Origin of the sequence: Arthrobacter sp. NPDC057388 (assembly GCF_042668165.1) — a bacterium.
Taxonomy (GTDB): Bacteria; Actinomycetota; Actinomycetes; order Actinomycetales; family Micrococcaceae; genus Arthrobacter.
Window position 1 is genome coordinate 96,368 of the sequence record NZ_JBHVBL010000009.1, and the last position, 21,555, is coordinate 117,922.

The following is a 21,555-nucleotide window of genomic DNA, read 5'->3' on the forward strand; positions in this document are numbered from 1 at the left end:
GCGCGATGGCGCGCGGCATTGTGGCGTGAAGACACGAAGGTAGCCTCTCCCAATGCCTACGAGGTGAGCTGTCGGATTCGGATGGGAGTCACCCGGCCGCGCTGCTTCCTGGGAAGCTTTGCGACTTAACCCCAAGGCCTTCTTGCGAAGACCAAAATTGGTTCCCCCGCCCCTGCCAGACGATGTAATGCGAACGGACCTTGAGCGGTGGCAGAGTTAGGCAATCCACTCAAGAGCGTCAACTTCGGCGAAGTTGACGCGGTTTAGACGGTACAGCAGTTCGGAGCGAAAGTCACATTCAGGTCACGGCGTGTCACGGGAATGAGAGTGCTCACTCGGATTGGCTCAGAGCCAGCCGGTGGGATCAACGACGTCGCCGTTGACCATCACCTCGAAGTGGAGGTGGCAGCCGGTGGAGGCGCCGGTGGTCCCGCTGAGGGCCACAACTTCGCCCCGGGTGACCTTCTGGCCGACCTGGACGCTGGAGGACGACAGGTGGTTGTACGTGGTTTCCAGGCCGTTGCCGTGGTCGATGACCACGCGGTTGCCTCCCCCGTACGGGTGCCACCCGGCGAAGGTCACCTTGCCGCTGGCCGCTGCCAGTACCTCCGTGCCGCACTGGGCGGCGAAGTCCTGGCCGCGGTGGAATTCGCCGGCGCCGCCTGTGATCGGGCTGACGCGGTAGCCGAACGGCGAGGACTTGACCATCGTGGTCAGCGGCGCGCCGAGGGAACCCACCGAAGCCGAGCGGCTGATGCTGCCGGCTGACTGGGCACTGAGGAGCTGCTTGAGCTTCCCGTCCGGGTCCCCGGTGGTGGAGACCGATGTGCGGCTGAAGTCGATCTTTGCTGCTGCTTCTGCGGACACCTTGGGCTGGGCCGGTGAGGCGGCCGAAGCCGATGCCGTTTCCTGCTGCTCGCCCGCAGCCAGCACCGGGCTGGTGGCGGGGACGGTAACAGTCAGCAGCAGGCCGGTGGCAGCGAGGGCTACGCCAGCTTTCTGCCCAACGCCGCTGGCTGAAGCGAAATCCGTAACCTGCCGGAACGGACCCCGGCGGCGGCGCGCTTCACGCTGGGCGTCCCGGGGACGGTCCGCGGAAATGGCCTCCGCAGGGCGCGGCTCCGGAGCGGGACCGGTCGCGCGGCGGCGGCCCCGGGCATTCTGCATGGACAAGTACTGCTTCCTCTCTGGATAGCCTGCGAAGTTAGCTGTCGGATTCGGGTCAGAGAGTGCGTAGACCCGGTCCGCCATGACAAGCCAATCCGGCACAGGGGTATCCCGGGAGGATTCCTTCTGCGGAGAGGACTTGCTGCTGCGGACTTCACCCCAAGGCTGTGAAACAGCCGGTTGTGGTTCCCCCGCCCCTGCCAGTGGGTGACTCGTGCTGCTGATCTGCTGGCAGGGTTCGGCTCCAGATCAGGTAACGCTTTTGTATCGGCGTTGCCGTTTAACTATAGGCGATTAAAGAGCGCAGTAATAATTCCGTTATATTCGCTGTGCAAAAGTGGTGGGTCATCCTGCCTGCAGATGTCAGACAGAAGCCTCGGTCATTGACGAAGGGCCCCACGGCTGCCCGCGGAGGGTCCCGCCGGGACCTAGTCCACGCGGACGAAGACGTGCGCGGCCACTTCCGGCGGCAGCTCAAGGGCGCCCTCAAAGCCGGGCACGCGCACCGAAATGTACTCCCCCACGCGCTCCAGCGAGACGGCGGCGCCGGGCCGGATTCCGCCCTCATCCAGCTGGAGGAGGAGCTCCGGCTCCACCTGGATGGGTTCCGCCAGTCGGCTCACCCTGACCTTCGATTCCGGGCCGTAGCCGGTCATGGCGTCGAGCAGGTTCACCACGCCGTCCGCGAACGGGCGGGCCGGCTGTCCGCCGAGTGCCGCGAGTCCCGGGATCGGGTTGCCGTAGGGCGATTCGGTGGGGTGGTCCAGCATTTCGTAGATCCGGCGCTCCACCCGTTCACTCATGACGTGCTCCCAGCGGCACGCCTCATCGTGGACGTAGGCCCAGTCGAGGCCGATCACATCGGCCAGGAGGCGCTCGGCGAGGCGGTGCTTGCGCATCACCTCGGTGGCGCGCTTGCGGCCCACTTCGGTCAGTTCGAGGTGGCGGTCACCGGAGACCACAACGAGGCCGTCGCGTTCCATCCTGCCGATGGTCTGCGAAACGGTGGGACCCGAGTGGCGGAGACGTTCGGCGATGCGTGCCCGAAGCGCCACGATGTTCTCTTCCTCCAGCTCCAGGATGGTGCGAAGGTACATCTCCGTGGTGTCGATCAGATCCGTCATTCAGCTCAGCTCCTCGAGCACAGTATGTGTGTCTGTCCCACCGTACCGCGGGCCCACGCACCGGGGGCCGGCAGGCTGCAGCGGCGGTCGCATATCCGACGGCGGCGCAGCACCGGCTCTCTGCCCGTGCGTCCACTGCCAGCTTAGCCTATTTTGAATTAGTCCGAATAATTCATGAAGCAGGGGGCGGCCTTTGTCTCAGTGACCGGACTATGACGGGCCCGTGTTCCCGGGGTATCCGCGCTTCGGGCAGAATAAGGAGGGTCTTCGTGGCGGTCACGGTTGCCTGCCGGCCACCACCCCGACCCAGCCGAACCATACTTCCATGCCGAAAATTGGAGCCCCTGTGAGCGACACCAGCATCACTATCCCCGCAAATCTCCTGCCCAAGGACGGACGGTTCGGCGCCGGTCCCTCCAAGGTCAGGCCGGAGCAGATCGAGGCACTCTCCGCCGCCGCCACCACGCTCCTTGGCACCTCCCACCGCCAGGCTCCGGTCAAGAACCTCGTGGGCTCCGTCCGCGAAGGCCTCAGCACCTTCTTCCGCGCCCCCGAAGGTTACGAGGTGGTCCTCGGCGTCGGCGGCTCCACCGCATTCTGGGACGTCGCCAGCTTCGGCCTGGTGGAAGAGAAGGCGCAGCACCTGTCCTTCGGCGAGTTCGGCTCCAAGTTTGCCGCGGCCACGAACAAGGCACCCTTCCTCGCGGAATCGACCATCATCAAGTCCGAGCCCGGCACCTGCCCCGCACCCAGGGCCGAGGCGGGCGTTGACGTGTACGCGTGGCCCCAGAACGAGACCTCCACGGGCGTTGCCGCTCCCGTCCAGCGGGTGAACGGCGCCGATGAGGGCGCGCTGGTGCTGGTGGACGCCACTTCCGCTGCCGGCGGACTGGACGTCGATGTGGCCCAGACGGACGTCTACTACTTCGCGCCGCAGAAGAATTTCGCCTCGGACGGTGGACTCTGGCTGGGCCTGTTCTCCCCTGCCGCGCTGGAGCGGGCCGAGCGCGTCAAGGCCAGCGGGCGCTGGATCCCGGACTTCCTGGACCTGAAGACCGCCATCGACAACTCCAAGCTCAACCAGACGTACAACACCCCGTCGCTGTCCACGCTCGTCACGCTGGACGCCCAGGTGCAGTGGCTCAACGCCAACGGCGGCCTGGACTTCGCCGCCGGGCGCACGGCAGACTCGGCCGGACGCATCTACAAGTGGGCGGAAGCCTCCGAGTTCGCCACGCCGTTCGTGGCCAACGCCGCCGAGCGCTCCAACGTCATCGCCACCATCGACTTCGATGACTCGATCGACGCCGCCGCCATCGCCAAGGTGCTCCGCGCCAACGGCATCGTGGACACCGAGCCCTACCGGAAGCTGGGACGCAACCAGCTGCGCATCGCCACCTTCGTGGCCATCGAGCCGTCCGACGTCTCCGCCCTGCTGGAGTGCATCGACTACGTGGTGGGCGAGCTGAAGAAGTAGCGCGCCGGCGAGGAGTTTTTGTCCAGATAATCGGGGTTTGAGGGCCGTTTGGCCCCATTATCTGTACAAAACTCTTCGACGGCGTCGTCCGGGCTTGTGTGCCGGACGGCGCCGTCCGCCGTCAAAGCCATAAAGGATTAAGCCAAAAGATTTGCCCCCGCGTTCGAAGAACGCGGGGGCAAATGCATGCTCAGACCGGGACCGGCGGCGGGTCAGCCGTGCTCCTGGCCGACGGACCCTGTTTCGCTGCCGGCCGCAGTATCAGCGCCGGAGTCCGTACCGGCGTCGGGGTCTTCTTCAGGAGCAGCGCCAGCGGCGTCCTCCTCCGGCTCTTCAACCGGGGAATCCTGAGCCTCCTGGTCCTGTGCCTCCACGTCCTGGACCTCCTGGCTGTCCTGGTCCTGGTCCCCCGCCTCCTGGGCGTCCTGTTCCTGCTCCTGGGCGTCCTCCGGGCGTACGCGCTCGGCCCACGGCACCCACTCCGGTGCGAGGATCGAGTTTTCGGACGGCAGCAGGCCAAGCTCGTTGACCGTGACCACTTTGGAGCGCGAGTTGCGGGTCAGCACCGCGTACCACTGCCAGCCGATGTACCCCGGCAGGCGTGATTCGAAGAGGTGCGTCACCACGCGGTCGCCCTCGGTGCGGGCGGCAAGGTGGTCCCCGATTTCGGATGCCTTCGCAATGCCTTCGATGGCGGTCCGCGCGGTCTCCACGGCAGCGGCCAGCACGGCGTCGGGCTTCCCCGTCCGCCACACCGGGACGCCGGCACGCCGCTTGGGCGCTTTGGATTCCACCTTGGATTCAGCCTTGGATGCGGCCTGTTCAGGTTCCGGGTTCATCGGGAGGCCTAGGCGTCCAGCTCGTCGGCAACCTTACGCAGGGCGGCGGCAATGGCCTTGCCCTTGTTGCCGTCCGGGTACTTGCCCGAGGACAGCGTCCCGGACAGGTTGTCCAGGACCGTCACCAGGTCCTGCACCAGCGGGGCAAGGTCCCTCGCGCTGGGGCGCTTGGCCTTGGCGATGGACGGCGTCTTTTCGAGGACACGCAGGCCAAGGGCCTGGGCACCCTTGCGCCCGTCGGCAACGCCGAACTCAACCCGGGTGCCGGCCTTGAGTTCCGAGACCCCTGCGGGCAGCGCTGACTTGGGAAGGAACACTTCCTGCCCGTCCTCGCCTGCGAGGAATCCGAACCCTTTGTCCTTGTCGTACCACTTGACCTTGCCGGTAGGCACCTAATCAACCTTCTTCGTTCTGCGTTCTGGGACATGGCCGGCCGTCACCGCATCCGCACTGATGTGCGGGTTCAGGGTATGACTGCCTGGTCCATGTTGGTCTGCTTCTTCAAGGTTATCCTGACCGGCAGGCTAATCCCGCTTTGAGGCGCAGCGGCGGCGCTGCTGTTAGCGTTACATTCATGACATCCGCGCGTTTCCGGCGGCCATTGACGGCCGCCGCAGTGCTCCTTGCAGTTTTGTCCCTCGCAGCCGTCGGGGCAGTCATGGCGCTGGCCGCCGCGGGCCAGGCCGCACCGCAGTGGGTCACGTCAACAGCGCTCTACGGTCTTCCGGCAGCCTTCCTGCTGATGCTCGTGCTCGTGGTCGACGCCGTCGCCGCCCGCCGCCGGGCAGGAACCTCCGGCGGGCGGTAACGTTGGACTGATGTCCCTCATTCGTGCGCTCAGCAAGGAACTGGAGGCACGCAGCGACGAATCGCTGCGGGCTCTGTTCGCTGCGCGGCCGGACCTGATCTCCCCCGGTGTTCCGGACTTCCCGGCCCTCGCTGCACGCGCCAGCGCGAGGGTGAGCGTACAGCGCGCCCTGGAACGCCTGAACCGCCCCCAGATGCAGGTACTGGAGACCCTGCACCTGTGCACCAACACGGACACCGGTCACAGCGCATCGGCCGCGGTGCTGAAGAAGGCCATCGCCGGCTCAACGGTGGCCGCCATCGAGCAGCTCCTGCAGTCGCTACATGACCTTGCCCTGGTCCAGCGCGCGGAGCCGCCGCACGGCGCGGGGCCGGGCGCCCAGCGGCAGCGGTTCTACCTTCCGGTGAGCAGCCTGAAGGACGTCGTCGGGATCTACCCTGCCGGACTGGGACGCAGCTACACCGAACTCGTCAGGCTGCAGCCCGCATTCGCCCAGCGCGTTGTCCAGCTGGTCGGCGAACTGCACCGCAGCGGCGCGGCGGTGCGGGCGGCCACCACGCCGATGGACGCAGCACTGGCGCTGCAGCACTGGACTTCCTCCCCCGAGGCACTGCAGGCATTGCTGGCGACCGCGCCGGAACGTACCGCTGCCCTGCTGGCCCGGTTCAGCAACTGGGCCATGGGCGCTGTGCCCCAGGCCCAGCGGAAAGCTTCCGTCACTACTGAAGGCCACGACGTCGGCCCCGTTGACTGGCTCCTGGCCCGCGGCCTGCTGGTGCCGCTGGACGCCGCCCACGTCGAACTTCCGCACAGCGTGGGCATTTCCCTCCGCGGCGGGGCCATCATCGACAACTTCTCGCTGGCTCCCCCGGTGCCGACGCTCGGCGTCACCACGGCCGCGCTCCGCCGCAACGCCGCACTCGGCGCCATCGCGGAGACGCTGCGCCTCACCGGAGAGGTGCTCCATGCGGTCAGGGACCAGCCCCTGGCCACCCTGCGGAGCGGAGGCGTGGGAATCCGTGAGATGCGCCGGCTTTCCGAGGCCCTCCGCGTGGACCAGCGCACCACTGCCCTGCTGCTGGAGCTCTGTGCCCTGTCCGGCCTGATCCGGCTGGACCCCGACAGCTCCTGCTGGGTGCAGCCGCCCCAGCTGGAGTGGCTCGGCCTGCCGCGGCAGGAGCAGTGGCTGTGGCTGGTCAACGCCTGGCTGGCCAGCGAGCGCGCCCCGTCGCTCGTGGGGGGGCCCATCAACGGCCAGCCTGCGGTCCCCGCCAACCACCGCACGGCCGCCGCGGCCACCGTCAACGCCCTTTCCGCCGAAGCCCAGCGGTCCGACGCGCCCGTCATCCGCAAGCGGATCCTGGAAATCCTGCGGGAGCTGACGCTGGAGGCCGAGATGCCCGACGACGCGGCACCGGTGCTGAACGCCGAGGCGGTGCTGCAGCGTGCCGAATGGTCACAGCCCCGCATGGCGCGGCGGTTCAGTTCCCTGATCAGCGGGGTCCTGGCCGAAGCCGAGCTGCTGGGCCTGATCGGGTCCGGTGCGCTGAGCCAGCTGGGTGCCGCCATCGCCGCGGACGCGCCCGACGACGCCATGGACCTTCTGGGCGAACACCTGCCCGCGGCCCTCAACCACGTACTCCTGCAGGCAGACCTGACCGCCGTGGCACCGGGCTATCTGGCTCCCGACCTGGCCGAACAGCTCCTGCGGATGGCCGACGCCGAAGGGCAGGGACCGGCCACGACGTACCGGTTCTCGGTCGAGTCCATCCGCCGCGCCCTCGATTCAGGCCAGGACGCCGCTGCCATCCTCGACTTCCTCCGCCGGCACTCCGCCACGGCGGTGCCGCAGCCGCTGCAGTACCTCGTGGAGGACACCGCGGCCAGGCACGGCAAGCTGCGCGTCGGGGCGGCTGCCAGCTTCATCCAAAGCGACGACGAGGCCGCGCTTAGCGAGCTGTGCCGGGAGGCTGCGGCCTCGTCGCTGGGGCTGGTCCGGATCGCCCCCACCGTCCTGGTCTCCATGGCCTCTCCCCGGCAGACGGCCCTCGTGCTGCGCGGGCTGGGACTCTCACCCGCCGTCGACGACGCCGGATCCGCCGTCGTCCGCCTGAACCGCACCGCGCCGCCTCCGGGCGGCGGGCGCCCCGTCTACAGCGCACCGCGCACCGCCCTTCCCGACGCCGACGTCAGCGCGCAGCTGGCAGTCCTGCGCAGCCATGCGCCGGCCGGCATGAGCCCCAACGGTTCCCGTCCGGCCGGCGCCGGCAGCGAAGAGGCGACGCAGCTGGGACTGGAGACGCTGCACAAGGCCATCCGGCTCCGGCAGAAAGTCGTGATGAACGTCGTGGACAGCCTGGGGAATGCGAAACTGGAAACGGTGGTTCCGGTCTCCGTGGCAGGCGGACGCGTCCGGGTGTTTGACCCCGCGAAGGACACCGAAAGGGTGCTCTCCATCCACCGGATCATCGATATCGAGGCAGCAGAGGAAATGCAGCAGTGAAGGTTCTACCTGCGTGAACGACGGACCCCTGATCGTCCAGAGCGACAAAACCATCCTCCTCGAAGTGGACCACGAGCAGGCGACGGAGGCCAGGCACGCCATCGCGGCCTTCGCCGAGCTGGAACGCGCGCCCGAGCACATGCACAGCTACCGGCTCACGCCCCTGGGGCTGTGGAACGCCCGGGCCGCGGGGCTCGACGCCGAGAAGGTGCTGGACACGCTGCTGAAGTACTCCCGGTTCCCCGTGCCGCACTCGCTGCTGGTGGACATCGAGGAGACCATGTCCCGGTACGGCCGGCTGCGCCTCGAGAAGGACTCCCAGCACGGACTGGTCATGCGTACCAGCGACTACCCCGTGCTGGAGGAGGTCAGCAGGGCCAAGAAGATCCAGCCCCTGCTGGGACCGCGCATCGACGCGGAGACCGTGGTGGTCCACTCCTCCCAGCGCGGCCAGCTCAAGCAGCTGCTGCTCAAGCTCGGCTGGCCCGCGGAGGACCTGGCCGGCTACGTCGACGGCACGCCGCACCTGATCATGCTGAACGAGTCGGGCTGGAAACTGCGCCCGTACCAGCGGCTGGCCACGGAGAACTTCTGGGCCGGCGGCAGCGGCGTCGTCGTGCTCCCCTGCGGTGCCGGAAAGACGCTCGTGGGCGCCGCGGCGATGGCCACCGGCTCCACCACCACTCTCATCCTGGTCACCAACACCGTCTCCGCGCGGCAGTGGAAGGACGAGCTGCTCAGGCGGACCTCGCTGACCGAGGACGAGATCGGCGAGTATTCGGGCGCCGTCAAGGAAGTCCGGCCGGTGACGATTGCAACGTACCAGGTCCTCACCACCAAGCGCGGCGGCATTTACCCGCACCTGGAACTCGTTGACGGCCACGACTGGGGCCTGATCATCTACGACGAGGTGCACCTGCTCCCCGCGCCGATCTTCCGGATGACGGCGGACCTGCAGGCCCGGCGCCGGCTGGGGCTCACGGCAACCCTGGTGCGTGAAGACGGCAGGGAAGGCGAGGTCTTCAGCCTCATCGGCCCCAAGCGCTACGACGCGCCGTGGAAGGACATCGAGGCCCAGGGCTACATCGCGCCCGCGGACTGCGTGGAGGTCCGCATCGACCTCCCCAAGGATGAGCGGGTGGCGTATGCCATGGCTGAGGATGCCGACAAGTACCGCCTGTGCGCCACGTCCGAGACGAAGACCCTCGTGGCCGAGCAGCTGGTGGAGCACCACCGGGGCGAGCAGGTGCTCGTGATCGGGCAGTACATCGACCAGCTCGACGAGCTGGGCGAGCGGCTGGACGCCCCGGTCATCAAGGGTGAAACCACGGTCAAGGCCCGCCAGAAGCTTTTTGACGCCTTCCGGGCCGGGGAGATCCAGACCCTCGTGGTGTCCAAGGTGGCCAACTTTTCCATCGACCTGCCCGAAGCCTCCGTGGCCATCCAGGTCTCCGGCTCCTTCGGTTCGCGCCAGGAGGAGGCCCAGCGCCTCGGCCGGCTGCTGCGGCCCAAGCAGGACGGGCGGGCGGCCCGCTTCTACTCGCTCGTGGCACGGGACACCCTGGACCAGGATTTCGCCGCCAAACGCCAGCGCTTCCTCGCCGAGCAGGGGTATGCCTACCGCATCATGGACGCCAAGGACGTCGAATCCTGCTGACCCAAGCAACACACAACATCCATCCAGAAAACTCCCAGATTCTGGGAGCATCATGGGAAACATGAAAAAGAACACCGCCGAAGCGAAGCTCCTCGTGGTTGACGACGAACCGAACATCCGCGAGCTGCTCTCCACGTCATTGCGCTTCGCCGGCTTTGAAGTGGTGTCCGCCGGGAACGGGCGGGAGGCGCTGGCCGCCGTCGAGGCCCACGCGCCCGACCTCGCGGTGCTGGACGTCATGCTGCCGGACATGGACGGCTTCACCGTCACCCGCCGCCTGCGCGCGGCCGGCAAGCATTTCCCTGTCCTCTTCCTGACCGCGAAGGACGACACCGAGGACAAGGTCACCGGCCTGACAGTGGGCGGGGACGATTACGTCACCAAGCCCTTCAGCCTGGACGAGGTGGTGGCCCGCATCCGTGCCGTGCTCCGCAGGACGCAGCCGCTGCTGGAGGATGACGAGGCCGTCATCCGGGTGGACGACCTGGAGCTCGACGACGACGCCCACGAGGTGCGCCGCGGCGGCAAGGTGATTGAACTGTCCCCCACCGAATTCAAGCTGCTCCGCTACCTGATGCTGAACCCGAACCGGGTCCTGTCCAAGGCACAGATCCTGGACCACGTCTGGGAATACGACTTCAACGGTGATGCCTCCATCGTCGAATCCTACATTTCCTACCTGCGGCGCAAGGTGGACATCGATCCGGATGCCCCGGCCCTCATCCAGACCAAGCGCGGCGTCGGCTACGTGCTGCGGACAGCAGAAAAGCGCTGACGTTGCTGGAGCGCTGGAAGTCCGGGCTGGAGCGTTGGAAGTCCGCCAACCTCCGGTCCCAGCTGGTGGCCATCATGATGGCCCTCCTGCTGGTGGCGCTGGCCGTGACCGGCACGGGGGCGCTGACACTGCTGCGCGGGTTTCTCGAGGGCCAGGTGGACGACAAGCTGGGGGCCGCCGTCGACGTAGCCCAGCGCCAGCGCTCCATCTCCCCCATTGCCAACCCTGTGGTGCCCACGGATTACACGGTGACCCTCTACTATCCGGGAGCCGAGGCCAGTCGTCTGGACAACAAGGACAGCCGGCCCGCCATTGACTCGGTTTCCCTGGACGAGGCACGGGAACGCGACTTGCGCCCGTACCAGGTCCGGGGCACCGACGGTAAGAACTGGCGCGTCGTGGCTGTTCCCGTCCTTGTGGGCACGGAACAGCAGCGCGCCGTGGTGGTCATCGGGCTGCCGCTGTCGCCGGTGGATGAGGTGCTGCGCCACGCCACCCTGGTGGTGGTGGGGGTGGGCCTCCTGACGCTCATCCTTGCCTTCTTCATCGCCAACTGGACTGTGACCAGGTCCTTCCGCCCGCTGTCCAGGGTGGAGAAGACGGCCGCAGCCATTGCGGCGGGCGACCTGTCGCGCCGCGTCGACGTGGAGAACCCGTCCACGGAAGTGGGCCGCCTGGGCAGGTCCCTGAACGCCATGCTCGCCCACATCGAGGCGGCCTTCGCGGCCCGGATGGCCTCCGAGGACCGGATGCGCCGGTTTGCCGCGGACGCCTCGCATGAGCTGCGCACCCCGCTGGTGACGATCCGGGGCTATTCGGAACTGTACCGGCACGGCGCCCTGCAGTCGCCCGAAGACGTGGCCAGTGCCATGGGCCGGATCGAGAGCGAAGCCAAACGGATGGGCTCCATGGTGGAGGACCTGCTGCTGCTGGCACGGCTCGACGAGCAGCGGCCCCTGCAGCGCAAACCCATCGACCTGCAGCTGCTGGCCCATGACGCGGTCGTGGACACCCAGGCCAGCGAACGGAACCGCAGCATCACCCTCACCGGCCTGCACAACGGCAGTGCCGAACCGGCTCCCGTGCTGGGCGACGAGGCGAAGCTGCGCCAGGTCATCGGCAACCTGGTGGGCAACGCGCTGCGGTACACCCCGGCAGGAACCCCCGTCGAGCTCGCCGTTGGCGTCCGGCGGGCCGACGACGGGTCCGCCCAGTCGGTCCTGGAGGTCCGGGACCACGGGCCCGGGATCTCCGACACGGAGGCGCCCAGGGTGTTTGAGCGCTTCTACCGCGCCGATACTTCCCGTACCCGCGAGACGGGCGGCAGCGGGCTGGGCCTGGCGATCGTGGCCGCCATCGTCGGTTCGCACGGCGGCACCGTCCGGGTGGAAGGTACCGACGGCGGCGGCGCAACACTCGTGGTCAGCCTCCCCTTCCGCACGGACTCCCCCGAGCCGGACGGACAGGCGGACGGCCTTACCGCGCACGGTCAGGCGGACGGCACCGACGTGGCGGGCAGCGGCGTGGAGAGCATCGGGACGTTCTCAGACAGCGCCGGCGGGAACCGGTTATCCACATAGCGGCACCGGCTGTGGCGCCGCCTGCGGGCGGGTTCCTAGGCTCGAGGTAGCGGACTGGACCGCCCGGTCCGCCAGCCCGGCGGCTGTCCTGCCGGGCAGGTACCCTACTGTCGAAAGGCCCGCCATGAGCATCATTTCCGTCGATACCGACCTGCTGCAGGTCAAATCAGCCAACGTGAAAGCCACCGTGGACCGCATCAGCGCCGACGTCCAGGCCATGAAGCACGGCCTGGACGAACTGCAGGCCACGTGGCGCGGATCGGCCGCCACCAACTTCCAGGCCCTCGTTGCCGAGTGGACGCTGACCCAGGGCAAGGTCGAGGCCTCGCTCGCCTCCATCAACCTGGCCCTGTCGTCCGCCGCTGACACCTACGCCCAGGCCGAACTGGGCAACGCGCAGCGCTTCAGCTGAGACACCCCGGGGGTTCCGGCGGGGCAATGACGGGATGGCGGGCCTTCAGGCTTCGGGCGTGCCCTGGTGGAACCGCAGCCGCCACTGTCCGCCGTCCAGGACCCACAAGGAACTCCGGAGGGCTGAGCCGGCGCGGGAGTGGCTGCGGTAGGTCAGCAGAACCGTGTCGGCACCGATCCGGTCGGCGCTGAGCACGTCCAGGTCAACCGGGCCGGCCGGGCTTTCCTCAAGGGACATCATCATGGCATCGCGGGTCCAGAGGCGCCCGGCCGTACCGATTTCCGTGAAGTCAGGGTGCAGGAGCTGTCCTGTACGCCCGATGTCGCTGCGGACGTCCGGGCGGAGGAGCTCACGTTCCAGTGCCTCGACGGTTTCTTCGGGCGTTGCGCCGGCCGGGGATCCTCCGAACGCCCCGGCGTCCAGTTCGTTCAGGCCCAGTTCATTCAGACCCAGTTCGCTGAACAGGTCGGGCTCGTCGGCTGCAAAGAACGCCTGCGGTTCGGGTTCAGGTTCCAGGAGCGGGGGGACGCCGCCCTCGCCGCGGCCCTCCTTGACGGCCCGCCGGGCCGGTGCCGGCTCGGCGTCGGGGAACCCGGGGCCTGACCGGGCGGCCACGCCCTGCTGGTAGGCCAGTGCCACGGCCCTGGCTCGCTCATCCGCGGCTTCGTTCAGCTCGTGCCCGGCGTGGCCCTTGACCCATTCGAACCTGTACTTGCGGCCGGCCAGCTCCCGGTCGATGTCCTTGAGGATGTCCACGTTCAGCACGGGCTTGCCGTCGGCCTTGCGCCATCCCTTGCGCTTCCATCCGGGCATCCACTTGGTCACGGAATTGATCACGTACTGGCTGTCGCAGAGGATGTGCAGGTCCTCGTCGGGCAGGTGTGCGGTGGAGCGGAAGAGGTCCAGGACGGCCATCAGCTCACCCTGGTTGTTGGTTCCGTGCGGCCAGCCGCCGGCCCGCCAGCAGTCGTCGTTCACGTACCAGGCCCACCCTGCGGGACCCGGGTTTCCCAATGCCGAACCGTCGGCTGCTGCTGTAATCGTCACCGAACCATCCTGCCAGACTGGGCGGACAAATAAACGCCGGCCAAAGGCCGAGCAGGCTGCACAGACGAAAAAGTGCGGCCCCCTCCGTGGAGGGGGCCGCACTCAATGAACAGCTGGGATCAGCGGGAGGCTAGAAGCCGCCCATGCCGCCCATGTCGTCGCCGCCGCCGACGGCCGGAGCAGCCTTCTCCGGCTTGTCGGCCACAACGGCCTCGGTGGTGAGGAACAGGCCGGCAATGGAAGCCGCGTTCTGCAGGGCAGAGCGGGTGACCTTGACGGGGTCGTTCACGCCGGCAGCAAGCAGGTCGACGTATTCGCCGGATGCTGCGTTCAGGCCGTGGCCGGCGGGCAGGCCGCGGACCTTGTCCACCACAACACCGGGCTCGAGGCCGGCGTTGAAGGCGATCTGCTTCAGCGGGGCGTCGATGGCAACGCGGACGATGTTCGCACCGGTTGCTTCGTCGCCTTCGAGCTGCAGGTTGGCGAATGCCTTGGCGCCGGCCTGGATCAGGGCCACGCCACCACCGGCAACGATGCCCTCTTCGACGGCAGCCTTGGCGTTGCGGACAGCGTCCTCAATGCGGTGCTTGCGCTCCTTGAGCTCAACCTCCGTGGCGGCACCGGCCTTGATGACTGCAACGCCGCCGGCCAGCTTGGCCAGGCGCTCCTGCAGCTTCTCGCGGTCGTAGTCGGAGTCGGAGTTTTCGATCTCGGCGCGGATCTGGGAAACGCGGCCGGCGATCTGGTCTGCGTCGCCTGCACCTTCGACGATGGTGGTCTCGTCCTTGGTCACGACAACCTTGCGTGCCTTGCCCAGGAGGTCGAGGCCGGCGGTCTCAAGCTTGAGGCCGACTTCCTCGGCGATGACCTGGCCGCCGGTGAGGATGGCGATGTCGGCCAGCTGCGCCTTGCGGCGGTCGCCGAAGCCCGGAGCCTTGACGGCGACGGACTTGAAGGTGCCGCGGATCTTGTTGACGATCAGGGTGGCCAGGGCCTCGCCCTCGATGTCTTCGGCGATGATCAGCAGCGGCTTGTTGGACTGCATGACCTTCTCGAGGACAGCAACCAGTTCCTTGACGTTGGAGATCTTGGAGTTGACGATCAGGATGTACGGGTCCTCGAGGACCGTTTCCTGGCGCTCGGTGTCCGTGACGAAGTACGCGGAGATGTAGCCCTTGTCGAAGCGCATGCCTTCGGTGAGCTCCAGCTCGAGGCCGAAGGTGTTGGATTCCTCGACCGTGATGACGCCTTCCTTGCCCACCTTGTCCAGGGCTTCGGCGATCAGGGCGCCGATTTCGTCGTCACCGGCGGAGATGGAAGCCGTGGCTGCGATCTCTTCCTTGGTTTCGATTTCCTTGGCGGAGTCCAGCAGTTCAGCGGTGACTGCCTCGACGGCCTTCTCGATGCCGCGCTTGAGGGACAGCGGGTCAGCGCCGGCCGCGACGTTGCGCAGGCCTTCCTTGACCAGGGCCTGGGCCAGGACGGTGGCCGTGGTGGTGCCGTCGCCAGCGACGTCATCCGTCTTCTTGGCAACTTCCTTGACCAGCTCGGCGCCGATCTTCTCGTAAGGATCGTCCAGCTCGATCTCCTTGGCGATGGAGACACCATCGTTGGTGATCGTGGGGGCGCCCCACTTCTTTTCGAGGACGACGTTGCGGCCACGCGGGCCGAGGGTGACCTTGACGGCGTCGGCGAGGGTGTTCAGGCCCCGCTCAAGACCGCGGCGTGCCTCTTCATCAAATGCAATGATCTTGGCCATAACGGCAGTAGTCCTTTCGGGACAGTCGTTAAGAAGGAACCTCGCTGCGGTGCCCGCGACGGACGATCCCTTCCGCGGGCCTCTGTACGCCCGACAGTCCGGATCTCACCCCAACCAGGTGTTTCTTTCGCTCCTTGCGCCGCCGCCGTAAGGTACCGGCCTGGACCGGACGACCCTTTAGCAGTCGGCACGCTGGAGTGCTAATCAATAATTAGCACTCCCCCGGGGAGAGTGCAAGCAGATGGCGGTGTTTGTCCCGCCGGGCGAAGGAGTATTCGCTGCCAGCGATCAGCCGGCGGACCTGCCGGCAGCCTCGCTGCCCGTGAGCTTGGCCTTGTTGTCCGCCCCGTAGCTGAACACCATGTACCTCGCCGCGGTGACGTCCCCGTTGGCATCGAAGCGGACGGGTCCCGACTCGCCGTCGTAGTCGATGGCCTTCCCGTCCCGGATAGCGGCGAGGCAATCCTTGTACGTGCTGCAGGGAGTCGGCTTGCCGGACTGCGCTGAGGAGGCACGGGTGCCGGGCGTGCCGCCGGAGACGGCGATGAGGGTACCGGCGATGGAGGCACCGGCGTCGTCCTCTGCCGCAGCGGCGGCCAGGGCCGCGAGGTTCACGGCGTCATACGTCTCCGCCGCGAACGTCATGTCCTTGAGCCCGGCGTCGATGGCCACCAGTTCAGCCTGGAAGTGGGCCGAGGGGAAGGTTCCGGGCACCAGGGCGCGTGCGCCCTCCAGTGCCTTCGAGCCGAGGTCGGAGCCGTACTGCCGGAAAGCGCCGTCGGTCAGGATGAGTTTGTTGCCGGCCAACCCGGCGTTGGCCAGCTCGGCAAGGGCGCCTTGCGCACCGTCCCGGGCAATGACGACGACGGCGTCCGGCGCGGCGTCGCGGGCGGCGGCCGCGGACTTCCGGGCCTCGCCGGCCTTGAAGCCGCTAACTGTCACGGGGTCAAGCCCGGCGGCCTCGGCGGAAGCTGACACCGCTGCAGACAGTTCCTGCCCGTAGTTCCCGTCCTCATAGACCACCGCGAGGCTCTTGGCCCCGGCATCCCTGGCGATTTTCACCAGGACAGGCGCCTGGGCGACGTCCGCCGCGGCTGTGCGGAAGTAGTAGCCGCCGCTCTTGTAGCTGCTGAGTTCTGGCGCCGTGTTGGCGGGTGAGATGAGCGTGATCCCGGCCTTGGAGAGCACGTCGATGGCGGCAGGGGCCCGGCTTGAGTCCGTGGGGCCGATGACGACGTCGGCTTTGGCATTGACGAGCTCCCGGGCCTGCGCGGCGGTGTCGCTGCCGGTGGTCTCGGGCAGCAGCTCCACGGGCCGGCCCTTGTGGCCGCCGGCAGCGTTGATCTGCTGGACGGCGAGCCTGGCCGCTGCCAGCTGTGCGGCGTTCAGAAAGGCCTGGGGCCCGGTGTTGTCGAGGATCAGCCCGATCCGCAAGGTTGCGTCCCCACTGGCTTCAACCGGAGCCGTCCGGGCATTGTCGCCGGATGCGGAGCAGGCACCGAGTGCCAGCACAGCGGCGGCACACCAGGCGGCGGTGCCCCGGGCAGCAGCACCCCGGAAAGCTGTGCCGGGGAAACGTGTGCCGCGTACCACTAGACGGGCCGGACCATTTCTGCCTGCGGACCTTTGTCGCCTTCGCCCACTTCCAGCTCCACCCGCTGGCCTTCGTCGAGCGAACGGTAGCCGTCGGTCTGGATGGCCGACCAGTGCACAAAGACGTCGTCGCCCGATTCGTCAACGGTAATGAAGCCGTAGCCCTTTTCCGCGTTGAACCACTTCACGGTTCCCAATGCCATGATCCCCACACTTTCAGCTTGCTTCCGTAAGGCCCACGTCGGTGTGTGCCGTTGATTACGCCTTGAAGCCTGCCTTCACTCTATCCAAACAGGGACGTGCCAGCGGAGGCCGGCCGCCCGGGGCGGGGGCAATAGTTATTCAGGCGTAACCGGGATGGCTACTGGTACCCGGGGCCGAGCACCACGGCAACGGGCGTCGGGAAGTCCGCGCTTTCCACCAGGGTGGGGATGTTCAGCAGGGCGCCGAGGGCTTCGGCGTTGGCACGGTGCGCGGCGTCCGAGTAGAAGATCACCGACTGCTGCTGCGGCGATCCCTGCCAGTTGGCCACCTCACCGAGCACCCAGCCGTCCGACTGGACCGTGGCACCCACGCGCCCGGCCAGGCCGGCGGTCAGCGTTCCGTTGAAGACGGCGACCGGCTGCGACTTGTCCACGGCTGCAGGGGCGATGGTTTCCGAGGTGGCGGGCTGCAGGGCCGAAGGGGAAGCCGCTTCGGAGTCAGCCGAGGACTGCGGCTCCGGTGCGGCGGCGCCGGACGCCGGGCTTTCGGAGGGTGCCGTCGTCGGGCCGGCCGGCGCAGAGGTGCCGGCTGCCGCGGCGGAGGGCGGCGCCATGGCGGGCTGGAAGCCCAGCTGCGGCAGCAGGAGGAAAGCCACCAGGCCCACGGCGAGCGCCCCGATTCCGACGGAAAGGATGGGCCACAACTTTGGCCGCGACGGCGCGGAGACAGCGCGGTGTACGCCCTGCCGGGAGGAGACCTCAGGTACCCTGTCGAATTCGTCCCGAGCAAAATTAGTCATGGTAAACAGGCGTCCTTGTTGGTTTTCGCCGGCAGTCCGGCACTAGCAATTACGCGTCAGAACCAAGGCGGCGTGCAGTGCGGGCCCGCTGACGTGACGTACGTAGTCTACGCAATCTCTTCACCAGCATGGGGTCGTGCGCCAGCGCGTGCTCGGTGTCGATCAGCGCGTTGAGGATCTGGTAGTAGTGCGTCGCGGACAGGTCAAAGAGCTCCCGGATGGCCTGTTCCTTGGCGCCGGCATACTTCCACCACTGACGTTCGAGGGCGAGAATCTGCTGCTCCCGCTCGCTCAGCGGCGAGTCCCGGAGCTTGAAGTCATCCAGCAGCGAACCGCTCCGCAGCCCGCGCCCCGTAATGGGGTCCTGCCCTGAATTCTGCCCTGGTTCCTGCCCTGAATTCTGCTCTGCGAGACGGTCCGCGAGGTGGTCCTGCAACGGCTCGGCCACTGCGCTCTCCTTAGCTGAATCCGGTCAAAGTACCTCCCCTATGTTACGGAGGAATAACAGCGTTGTCATTTGCGGCGGATGGGCGGCACAAGGGCGGCGCAGGGCCGGCACCGGACCGTCACCGCCCCCGGCGGCCGGCTCCGGCAACCCCCTCCGGACTGCATTGCGGAAGAATGGACGGCGTGATGGAACCTGAACCCCTCTTCGACCTGGAACCGGCCGCAGTGGCGGGCCCCGGTTTCGCGGCGCTCGCCGCGCTTCCGTTAAGCGAACTGGTGGCACCCGACTGGGCGGAGGCCCTGGCCGGGGTGGAAGCCGAGGTGAGGTCCGTCCTGGCCTTCCTCGCGCGCGAGGAGGCAGCCGGGCACAGGGTGCTGCCGTCGGCATCGAACGTTCTCCGGGCGTTCCGGCAGCCGCTGAACCAGGTGCGGGTCCTGATCCTGGGCCAGGACCCCTACCCCACCCCCGGCCACGCCGTGGGGCTCGCCTTTTCCGTGGACGCCGGCACCCGCCCCATACCGCGCAGCCTGGCCAACATCTATAAGGAACTTGAATCCGACCTGGGCCTGCCCCCGCGGATCCACGGCGATCTCGGCTCCTGGGCGGACCAGGGCGTCCTGCTGCTCAACAGGGTGCTGAGCGTGCGGGAGGGCGCTGCCGGCTCGCACCGCGGCAAAGGCTGGGAAACAATCTCGACGGCGGCCGTCGCCGCCGTCGCCGGGCGCCGGACGGCGGCGGGCACCGTTGCCCCGCTCGTGGCTGTGCTGTGGGGCAAGGACGCCGAGAGCGTCCGCCCCCTGCTTGGCAGCACGCCCGTGGTATCCAGTGCCCACCCCAGCCCGCTGTCCGCCTCGCGCGGGTTCTTTGGTTCCCGGCCGTTCAGCCGCGCCAACGCGCTGCTGACGGAGCAGGGTGCCGGCCCGGTGGACTGGGAGATCCCCGCCGTTCCGCCCAGGAACTTAGGCTAGGCTTACCCGCATGACTTCCCTCCCGGCCGCCACCTCTGCCACCAAGAAATCCCGCCCGCAGGTCACCCTGGCTGTCCTTCGGCGCGAGCAGCTTTCCGCGCACATGGTGCGGATCGTCGCCGGCGGCCCGGGCTTCGCTGACTACGTCAACAACGACTTCGTGGACCGGTACGTCAAGATCGTCTTTCCGCAGCCCGGCGTGGACTACCCGGAGCCCCTGGACCTCTGGGCCATCCGGGAAACGATGCCCCGGGAGCAGTGGCCCTACACCAGGACCTACACCGTCCGCTGGGTGGACATGGCAGCCGGCGAACTGGCCATTGATTTCGTGGTCCACGGCGACGAGGGCCTGGCCGGCCCCTGGGCGGCCAAAGCCAAACCCGGTGACAGCCTGATCTTCACCGGGCCGGGCGGCGCCTACAACCCAGATCCGGCGGCGGACTGGTACCTCCTGGCCGGGGACGAGGCCGCCTTGCCGGCCATGGCCGCCGTTATTGAGTCCCTGCCGGAGCATGCGCGCGGCCAGGCCTTCATCGAGGTGGGTTCTGACGACGACGTGCAGGAGATCGCTGCCCCGGCCGGACTCGAGCTGGTTTGGCTGCAGCGCGGCGGCGTCCCCGCCGGCGAGGGCAGCCGGCTGGTGGAGGCCGTGCGCAACGCTGCCTGGCCGGAGGGGCGGGTGAACGTCTTTGCGCATGGCGAGCGGGGCTACATGAAGGCACTGCGGGACGTCCTGTTCCGGGAACGCGGCCTGGACCGCAGCCAGGTCTCACTGTCCGGCTACTGGGCCAAGGGCAGGGTGGAGGACGTGTTCCAGGCCGAGAAGAAGCTCCCCATCGGCCAGATCCTGTAGCAATCCAGCAGCGCTAGCGGCGGCGTGAACGCCGCCGCTCGTTGCTGGCAAGGTTCCGCGTCAGCGGCCGAGCCAGGGTGTCGCCCAGCACAATACCGCCGGCGACGCCGAACACGATCGCCCCGGCGCTGAGCATCCCGCCAGCGCCGAGCAGGATCTCGGATTCTTCGATGGTCAGGACGTACATCGACCGGAAAATGGTGAGGCCGGGCAGGAGGATCAAACCGGCCGGCACGGCGACCACCAGCTGCGGCGCTCCCATCTTCAGCGCAACCACACGGGCCAGCAGGCCGATCACCACGGCGGCGAGCGCCGGCGAGAAACGCGCCCCAATACCCAGCGCCTCGCCCGCGATCAGGGTGAGGTGCCCCACCACGCCCACGGCCGCCGTCGGAAGCAGCAGCTTCCAGTCCGTCTGTTCCGTGATGCCGATCGCCACGACGGCGATGGCAACCAGGATCACCTGCACCCACAGCGGGTACGCGGGCGGGAAGGTCTCGGTAACGTCGATCGGCTCCATGCCGATCCTGTCGCCCACCACAAAGGCAACGGCAATGCCGGCGACGACGGCCCCGAATGTCAGCAGGGTGGACAGAAACCTGCCGGCCGCAGTGACGGGAAAGCCGTTGATGGCATCCTGCACCGAGGATACGAGCCGCCCGGTGGGCAGCAGCAGCAGGATCCCGCCCACCACCACAATGGCCGGAGCAAGCCGGACTCCCACCGGACTGCCGAACCGCCACAGCAGCAGCGCGATGACCGTCACCACGAACGAGCATGCAGCGGTGATGAAGAAGTCAGGCGTCCGCCAGCGGCCCAGCTTCCTGGCCACCAGGCTGATGAGCAGGTTGGAGGCGAACGCGACCGCCGAGGCGCCAGGGCCGCCGCCAATGACAGCCACGAACACGGCGGAGAACACGGCAAAGGCAACCGTCACCATCCAGCGCGGGAACGGCTTGGGGCGCCGGACGATCTCGTCGAGCCGGCGGGCGGCCTCGTCCCGGCCCACGCCCCCGGCCACGATGTCGGTGACCAGCTGGTGGACCTGGGCAAGCCCCGCATAATTGTTCGTCCAGGAACGGACCACGCGCAGGAGGGTGATGGGCGTCTGGTCCTTGGCCGCATAGTTGATGCCCACGGACTGGTTGGTGATGTCCACCTCGATGTTTTTCAGCCCCAGCGCCGCCGTCACGGCGATGATGCTGGTTTCCACCTCGAGCGCGCCGGCACCGTACCGGAACATGGACTCGGCAAGGTGCAGCGCGAAGTCCATCGTCTTGCGGGCCGATTCGTCGATCCCGCCCACCTGGATCATGGGATTGGCGTACGGGCTCCCGGCGAGCCGGTCCACGATGCTCAGCGGCGCCGTCGGCGGGTTTTCCCCCTGCACCAGGCGGCGCAGCATGCGTTTTGCGGCCGCGTTCTGGTGCAGCTGCGAGGCGGTGAGCGGCTCCGTCTTGGGCAGCCCGTCCGTGGGCGGCCGGTTGGCGCCGCGGGGTTGTTTGGTCATCAGGGCTCCCCTCTGTCAGTGCCTTAGCCGTT

Annotated in this window: 20 protein-coding genes and 2 riboswitches; of the genes, 9 read left to right on the forward strand and 11 right to left on the reverse strand. The window is 67.8% G+C overall.

Features of this window, described 5'->3' with window-relative positions; all coding sequences use genetic code 11:
- Positions 1-39: 39 nt before the first annotated feature.
- Positions 40-233, reverse strand: a riboswitch (cyclic di-AMP (ydaO/yuaA leader).
- Positions 234-345: 112 nt separating this feature from the next.
- Complete coding sequence (locus ACFUTU_RS06740) at positions 346-1,167, reverse strand: M23 family metallopeptidase (protein ID WP_377962440.1); 822 nt, start codon at positions 1,165-1,167, stop codon at positions 346-348.
- A gap of 11 nt (positions 1,168-1,178) precedes the next feature.
- A riboswitch (cyclic di-AMP (ydaO/yuaA leader) is annotated at positions 1,179-1,421 on the reverse strand.
- A 174-nt stretch (positions 1,422-1,595) separates the two neighbouring features.
- Complete coding sequence (locus ACFUTU_RS06745) at positions 1,596-2,291, reverse strand: metal-dependent transcriptional regulator (RefSeq protein WP_377962342.1); 696 nt, start codon at positions 2,289-2,291, stop codon at positions 1,596-1,598.
- A gap of 346 nt (positions 2,292-2,637) precedes the next feature.
- Here ACFUTU_RS06745 and serC point away from each other — a divergent pair, with 346 nt between their 5' ends.
- A complete protein-coding gene (gene serC / locus ACFUTU_RS06750; RefSeq protein ID WP_377962345.1) occupies positions 2,638-3,768 on the forward strand; it encodes a phosphoserine transaminase in 1,131 nt (376 codons plus the stop codon).
- Positions 3,769-3,980: 212 nt separating this feature from the next.
- On the opposite strand, the gene ACFUTU_RS06755 is transcribed toward serC, so the two are convergent.
- Complete coding sequence (locus tag ACFUTU_RS06755) at positions 3,981-4,607, reverse strand: DUF3027 domain-containing protein (RefSeq protein ID WP_377962348.1); 627 nt, start codon at positions 4,605-4,607, stop codon at positions 3,981-3,983.
- Between the two features lie 8 nt (positions 4,608-4,615).
- A complete protein-coding gene (locus ACFUTU_RS06760) occupies positions 4,616-4,999 on the reverse strand; it encodes a cold-shock protein (protein ID WP_003804678.1) in 384 nt (127 codons plus the stop codon).
- Positions 5,000-5,181: 182 nt separating this feature from the next.
- On the opposite strand from ACFUTU_RS06760, the gene ACFUTU_RS06765 reads away from it, so the two are divergent.
- From ACFUTU_RS06765 to ACFUTU_RS06790, 6 genes are all read left to right on the forward strand, one after another.
- Positions 5,182-5,415, forward strand: a complete 234-nt coding sequence (locus ACFUTU_RS06765; RefSeq protein WP_377962351.1) for a hypothetical protein — start codon at positions 5,182-5,184, stop codon at positions 5,413-5,415.
- A gap of 10 nt (positions 5,416-5,425) precedes the next feature.
- Positions 5,426-7,918, forward strand: a complete 2,493-nt coding sequence (locus tag ACFUTU_RS06770; RefSeq protein WP_377962354.1) for a helicase-associated domain-containing protein — start codon at positions 5,426-5,428, stop codon at positions 7,916-7,918.
- Positions 7,919-7,931: 13 nt separating this feature from the next.
- A complete protein-coding gene (locus tag ACFUTU_RS06775; protein WP_377962357.1) occupies positions 7,932-9,575 on the forward strand; it encodes a DNA repair helicase XPB in 1,644 nt (547 codons plus the stop codon).
- A gap of 61 nt (positions 9,576-9,636) precedes the next feature.
- Positions 9,637-10,350: a response regulator transcription factor gene (locus ACFUTU_RS06780; RefSeq protein ID WP_377962443.1), complete on the forward strand. Its 714-nt coding sequence runs from the start codon at positions 9,637-9,639 to the stop codon at positions 10,348-10,350.
- Positions 10,351-10,424: 74 nt separating this feature from the next.
- Entirely contained in the window at positions 10,425-11,930 is a 1,506-nt protein-coding gene (locus ACFUTU_RS06785) for a sensor histidine kinase (RefSeq protein WP_377962446.1), read from the forward strand.
- Positions 11,931-12,054: 124 nt separating this feature from the next.
- A complete protein-coding gene (locus ACFUTU_RS06790; protein ID WP_377962360.1) occupies positions 12,055-12,342 on the forward strand; it encodes a WXG100 family type VII secretion target in 288 nt (95 codons plus the stop codon).
- A 45-nt stretch (positions 12,343-12,387) separates the two neighbouring features.
- On the opposite strand, the gene ACFUTU_RS06795 is transcribed toward ACFUTU_RS06790, so the two are convergent.
- The 6 genes from ACFUTU_RS06795 to ACFUTU_RS06820 form a co-directional block, all read right to left on the reverse strand.
- A complete protein-coding gene (locus ACFUTU_RS06795; protein ID WP_377962362.1) occupies positions 12,388-13,389 on the reverse strand; it encodes an RNase H family protein in 1,002 nt (333 codons plus the stop codon).
- A 130-nt stretch (positions 13,390-13,519) separates the two neighbouring features.
- Positions 13,520-15,148: a chaperonin GroEL gene (gene groL / locus ACFUTU_RS06800; protein WP_377962365.1), complete on the reverse strand. Its 1,629-nt coding sequence runs from the start codon at positions 15,146-15,148 to the stop codon at positions 13,520-13,522.
- Between the two features lie 288 nt (positions 15,149-15,436).
- Positions 15,437-16,741, reverse strand: a complete 1,305-nt coding sequence (locus ACFUTU_RS06805; protein WP_377962368.1) for an ABC transporter substrate-binding protein — start codon at positions 16,739-16,741, stop codon at positions 15,437-15,439.
- Complete coding sequence (locus ACFUTU_RS06810) at positions 16,741-16,944, reverse strand: cold-shock protein (RefSeq protein WP_377962371.1); 204 nt, start codon at positions 16,942-16,944, stop codon at positions 16,741-16,743. Before ACFUTU_RS06810 ends, ACFUTU_RS06805 begins: the two co-directional genes overlap by 1 nt.
- A gap of 158 nt (positions 16,945-17,102) precedes the next feature.
- Positions 17,103-17,744 carry a LytR C-terminal domain-containing protein gene (locus tag ACFUTU_RS06815; protein WP_377962374.1) on the reverse strand — a complete coding sequence of 214 codons (642 nt, stop codon included), beginning with the start codon at positions 17,742-17,744 and terminating at the stop codon, positions 17,103-17,105.
- Between the two features lie 49 nt (positions 17,745-17,793).
- Positions 17,794-18,192, reverse strand: a complete 399-nt coding sequence (locus ACFUTU_RS06820) for a DUF3263 domain-containing protein (RefSeq protein ID WP_377962377.1) — start codon at positions 18,190-18,192, stop codon at positions 17,794-17,796.
- Between the two features lie 185 nt (positions 18,193-18,377).
- On the opposite strand from ACFUTU_RS06820, the gene ACFUTU_RS06825 reads away from it, so the two are divergent.
- Together ACFUTU_RS06825 and ACFUTU_RS06830 are read left to right on the forward strand one after the other, a co-directional pair.
- The gene (locus tag ACFUTU_RS06825; RefSeq protein WP_377962449.1) at positions 18,378-19,160 is read left to right on the forward strand and encodes a uracil-DNA glycosylase; all 783 of its coding nucleotides are present in this window, start codon (positions 18,378-18,380) and stop codon (positions 19,158-19,160) included.
- Between the two features lie 10 nt (positions 19,161-19,170).
- Entirely contained in the window at positions 19,171-20,013 is an 843-nt protein-coding gene (locus ACFUTU_RS06830) for a siderophore-interacting protein (RefSeq protein WP_377962380.1), read from the forward strand.
- A gap of 13 nt (positions 20,014-20,026) precedes the next feature.
- On the opposite strand, the gene ACFUTU_RS06835 is transcribed toward ACFUTU_RS06830, so the two are convergent.
- Positions 20,027-21,523: a threonine/serine exporter ThrE family protein gene (locus ACFUTU_RS06835; protein WP_377962383.1), complete on the reverse strand. Its 1,497-nt coding sequence runs from the start codon at positions 21,521-21,523 to the stop codon at positions 20,027-20,029.
- Positions 21,524-21,555 lie beyond the last annotated feature (32 nt).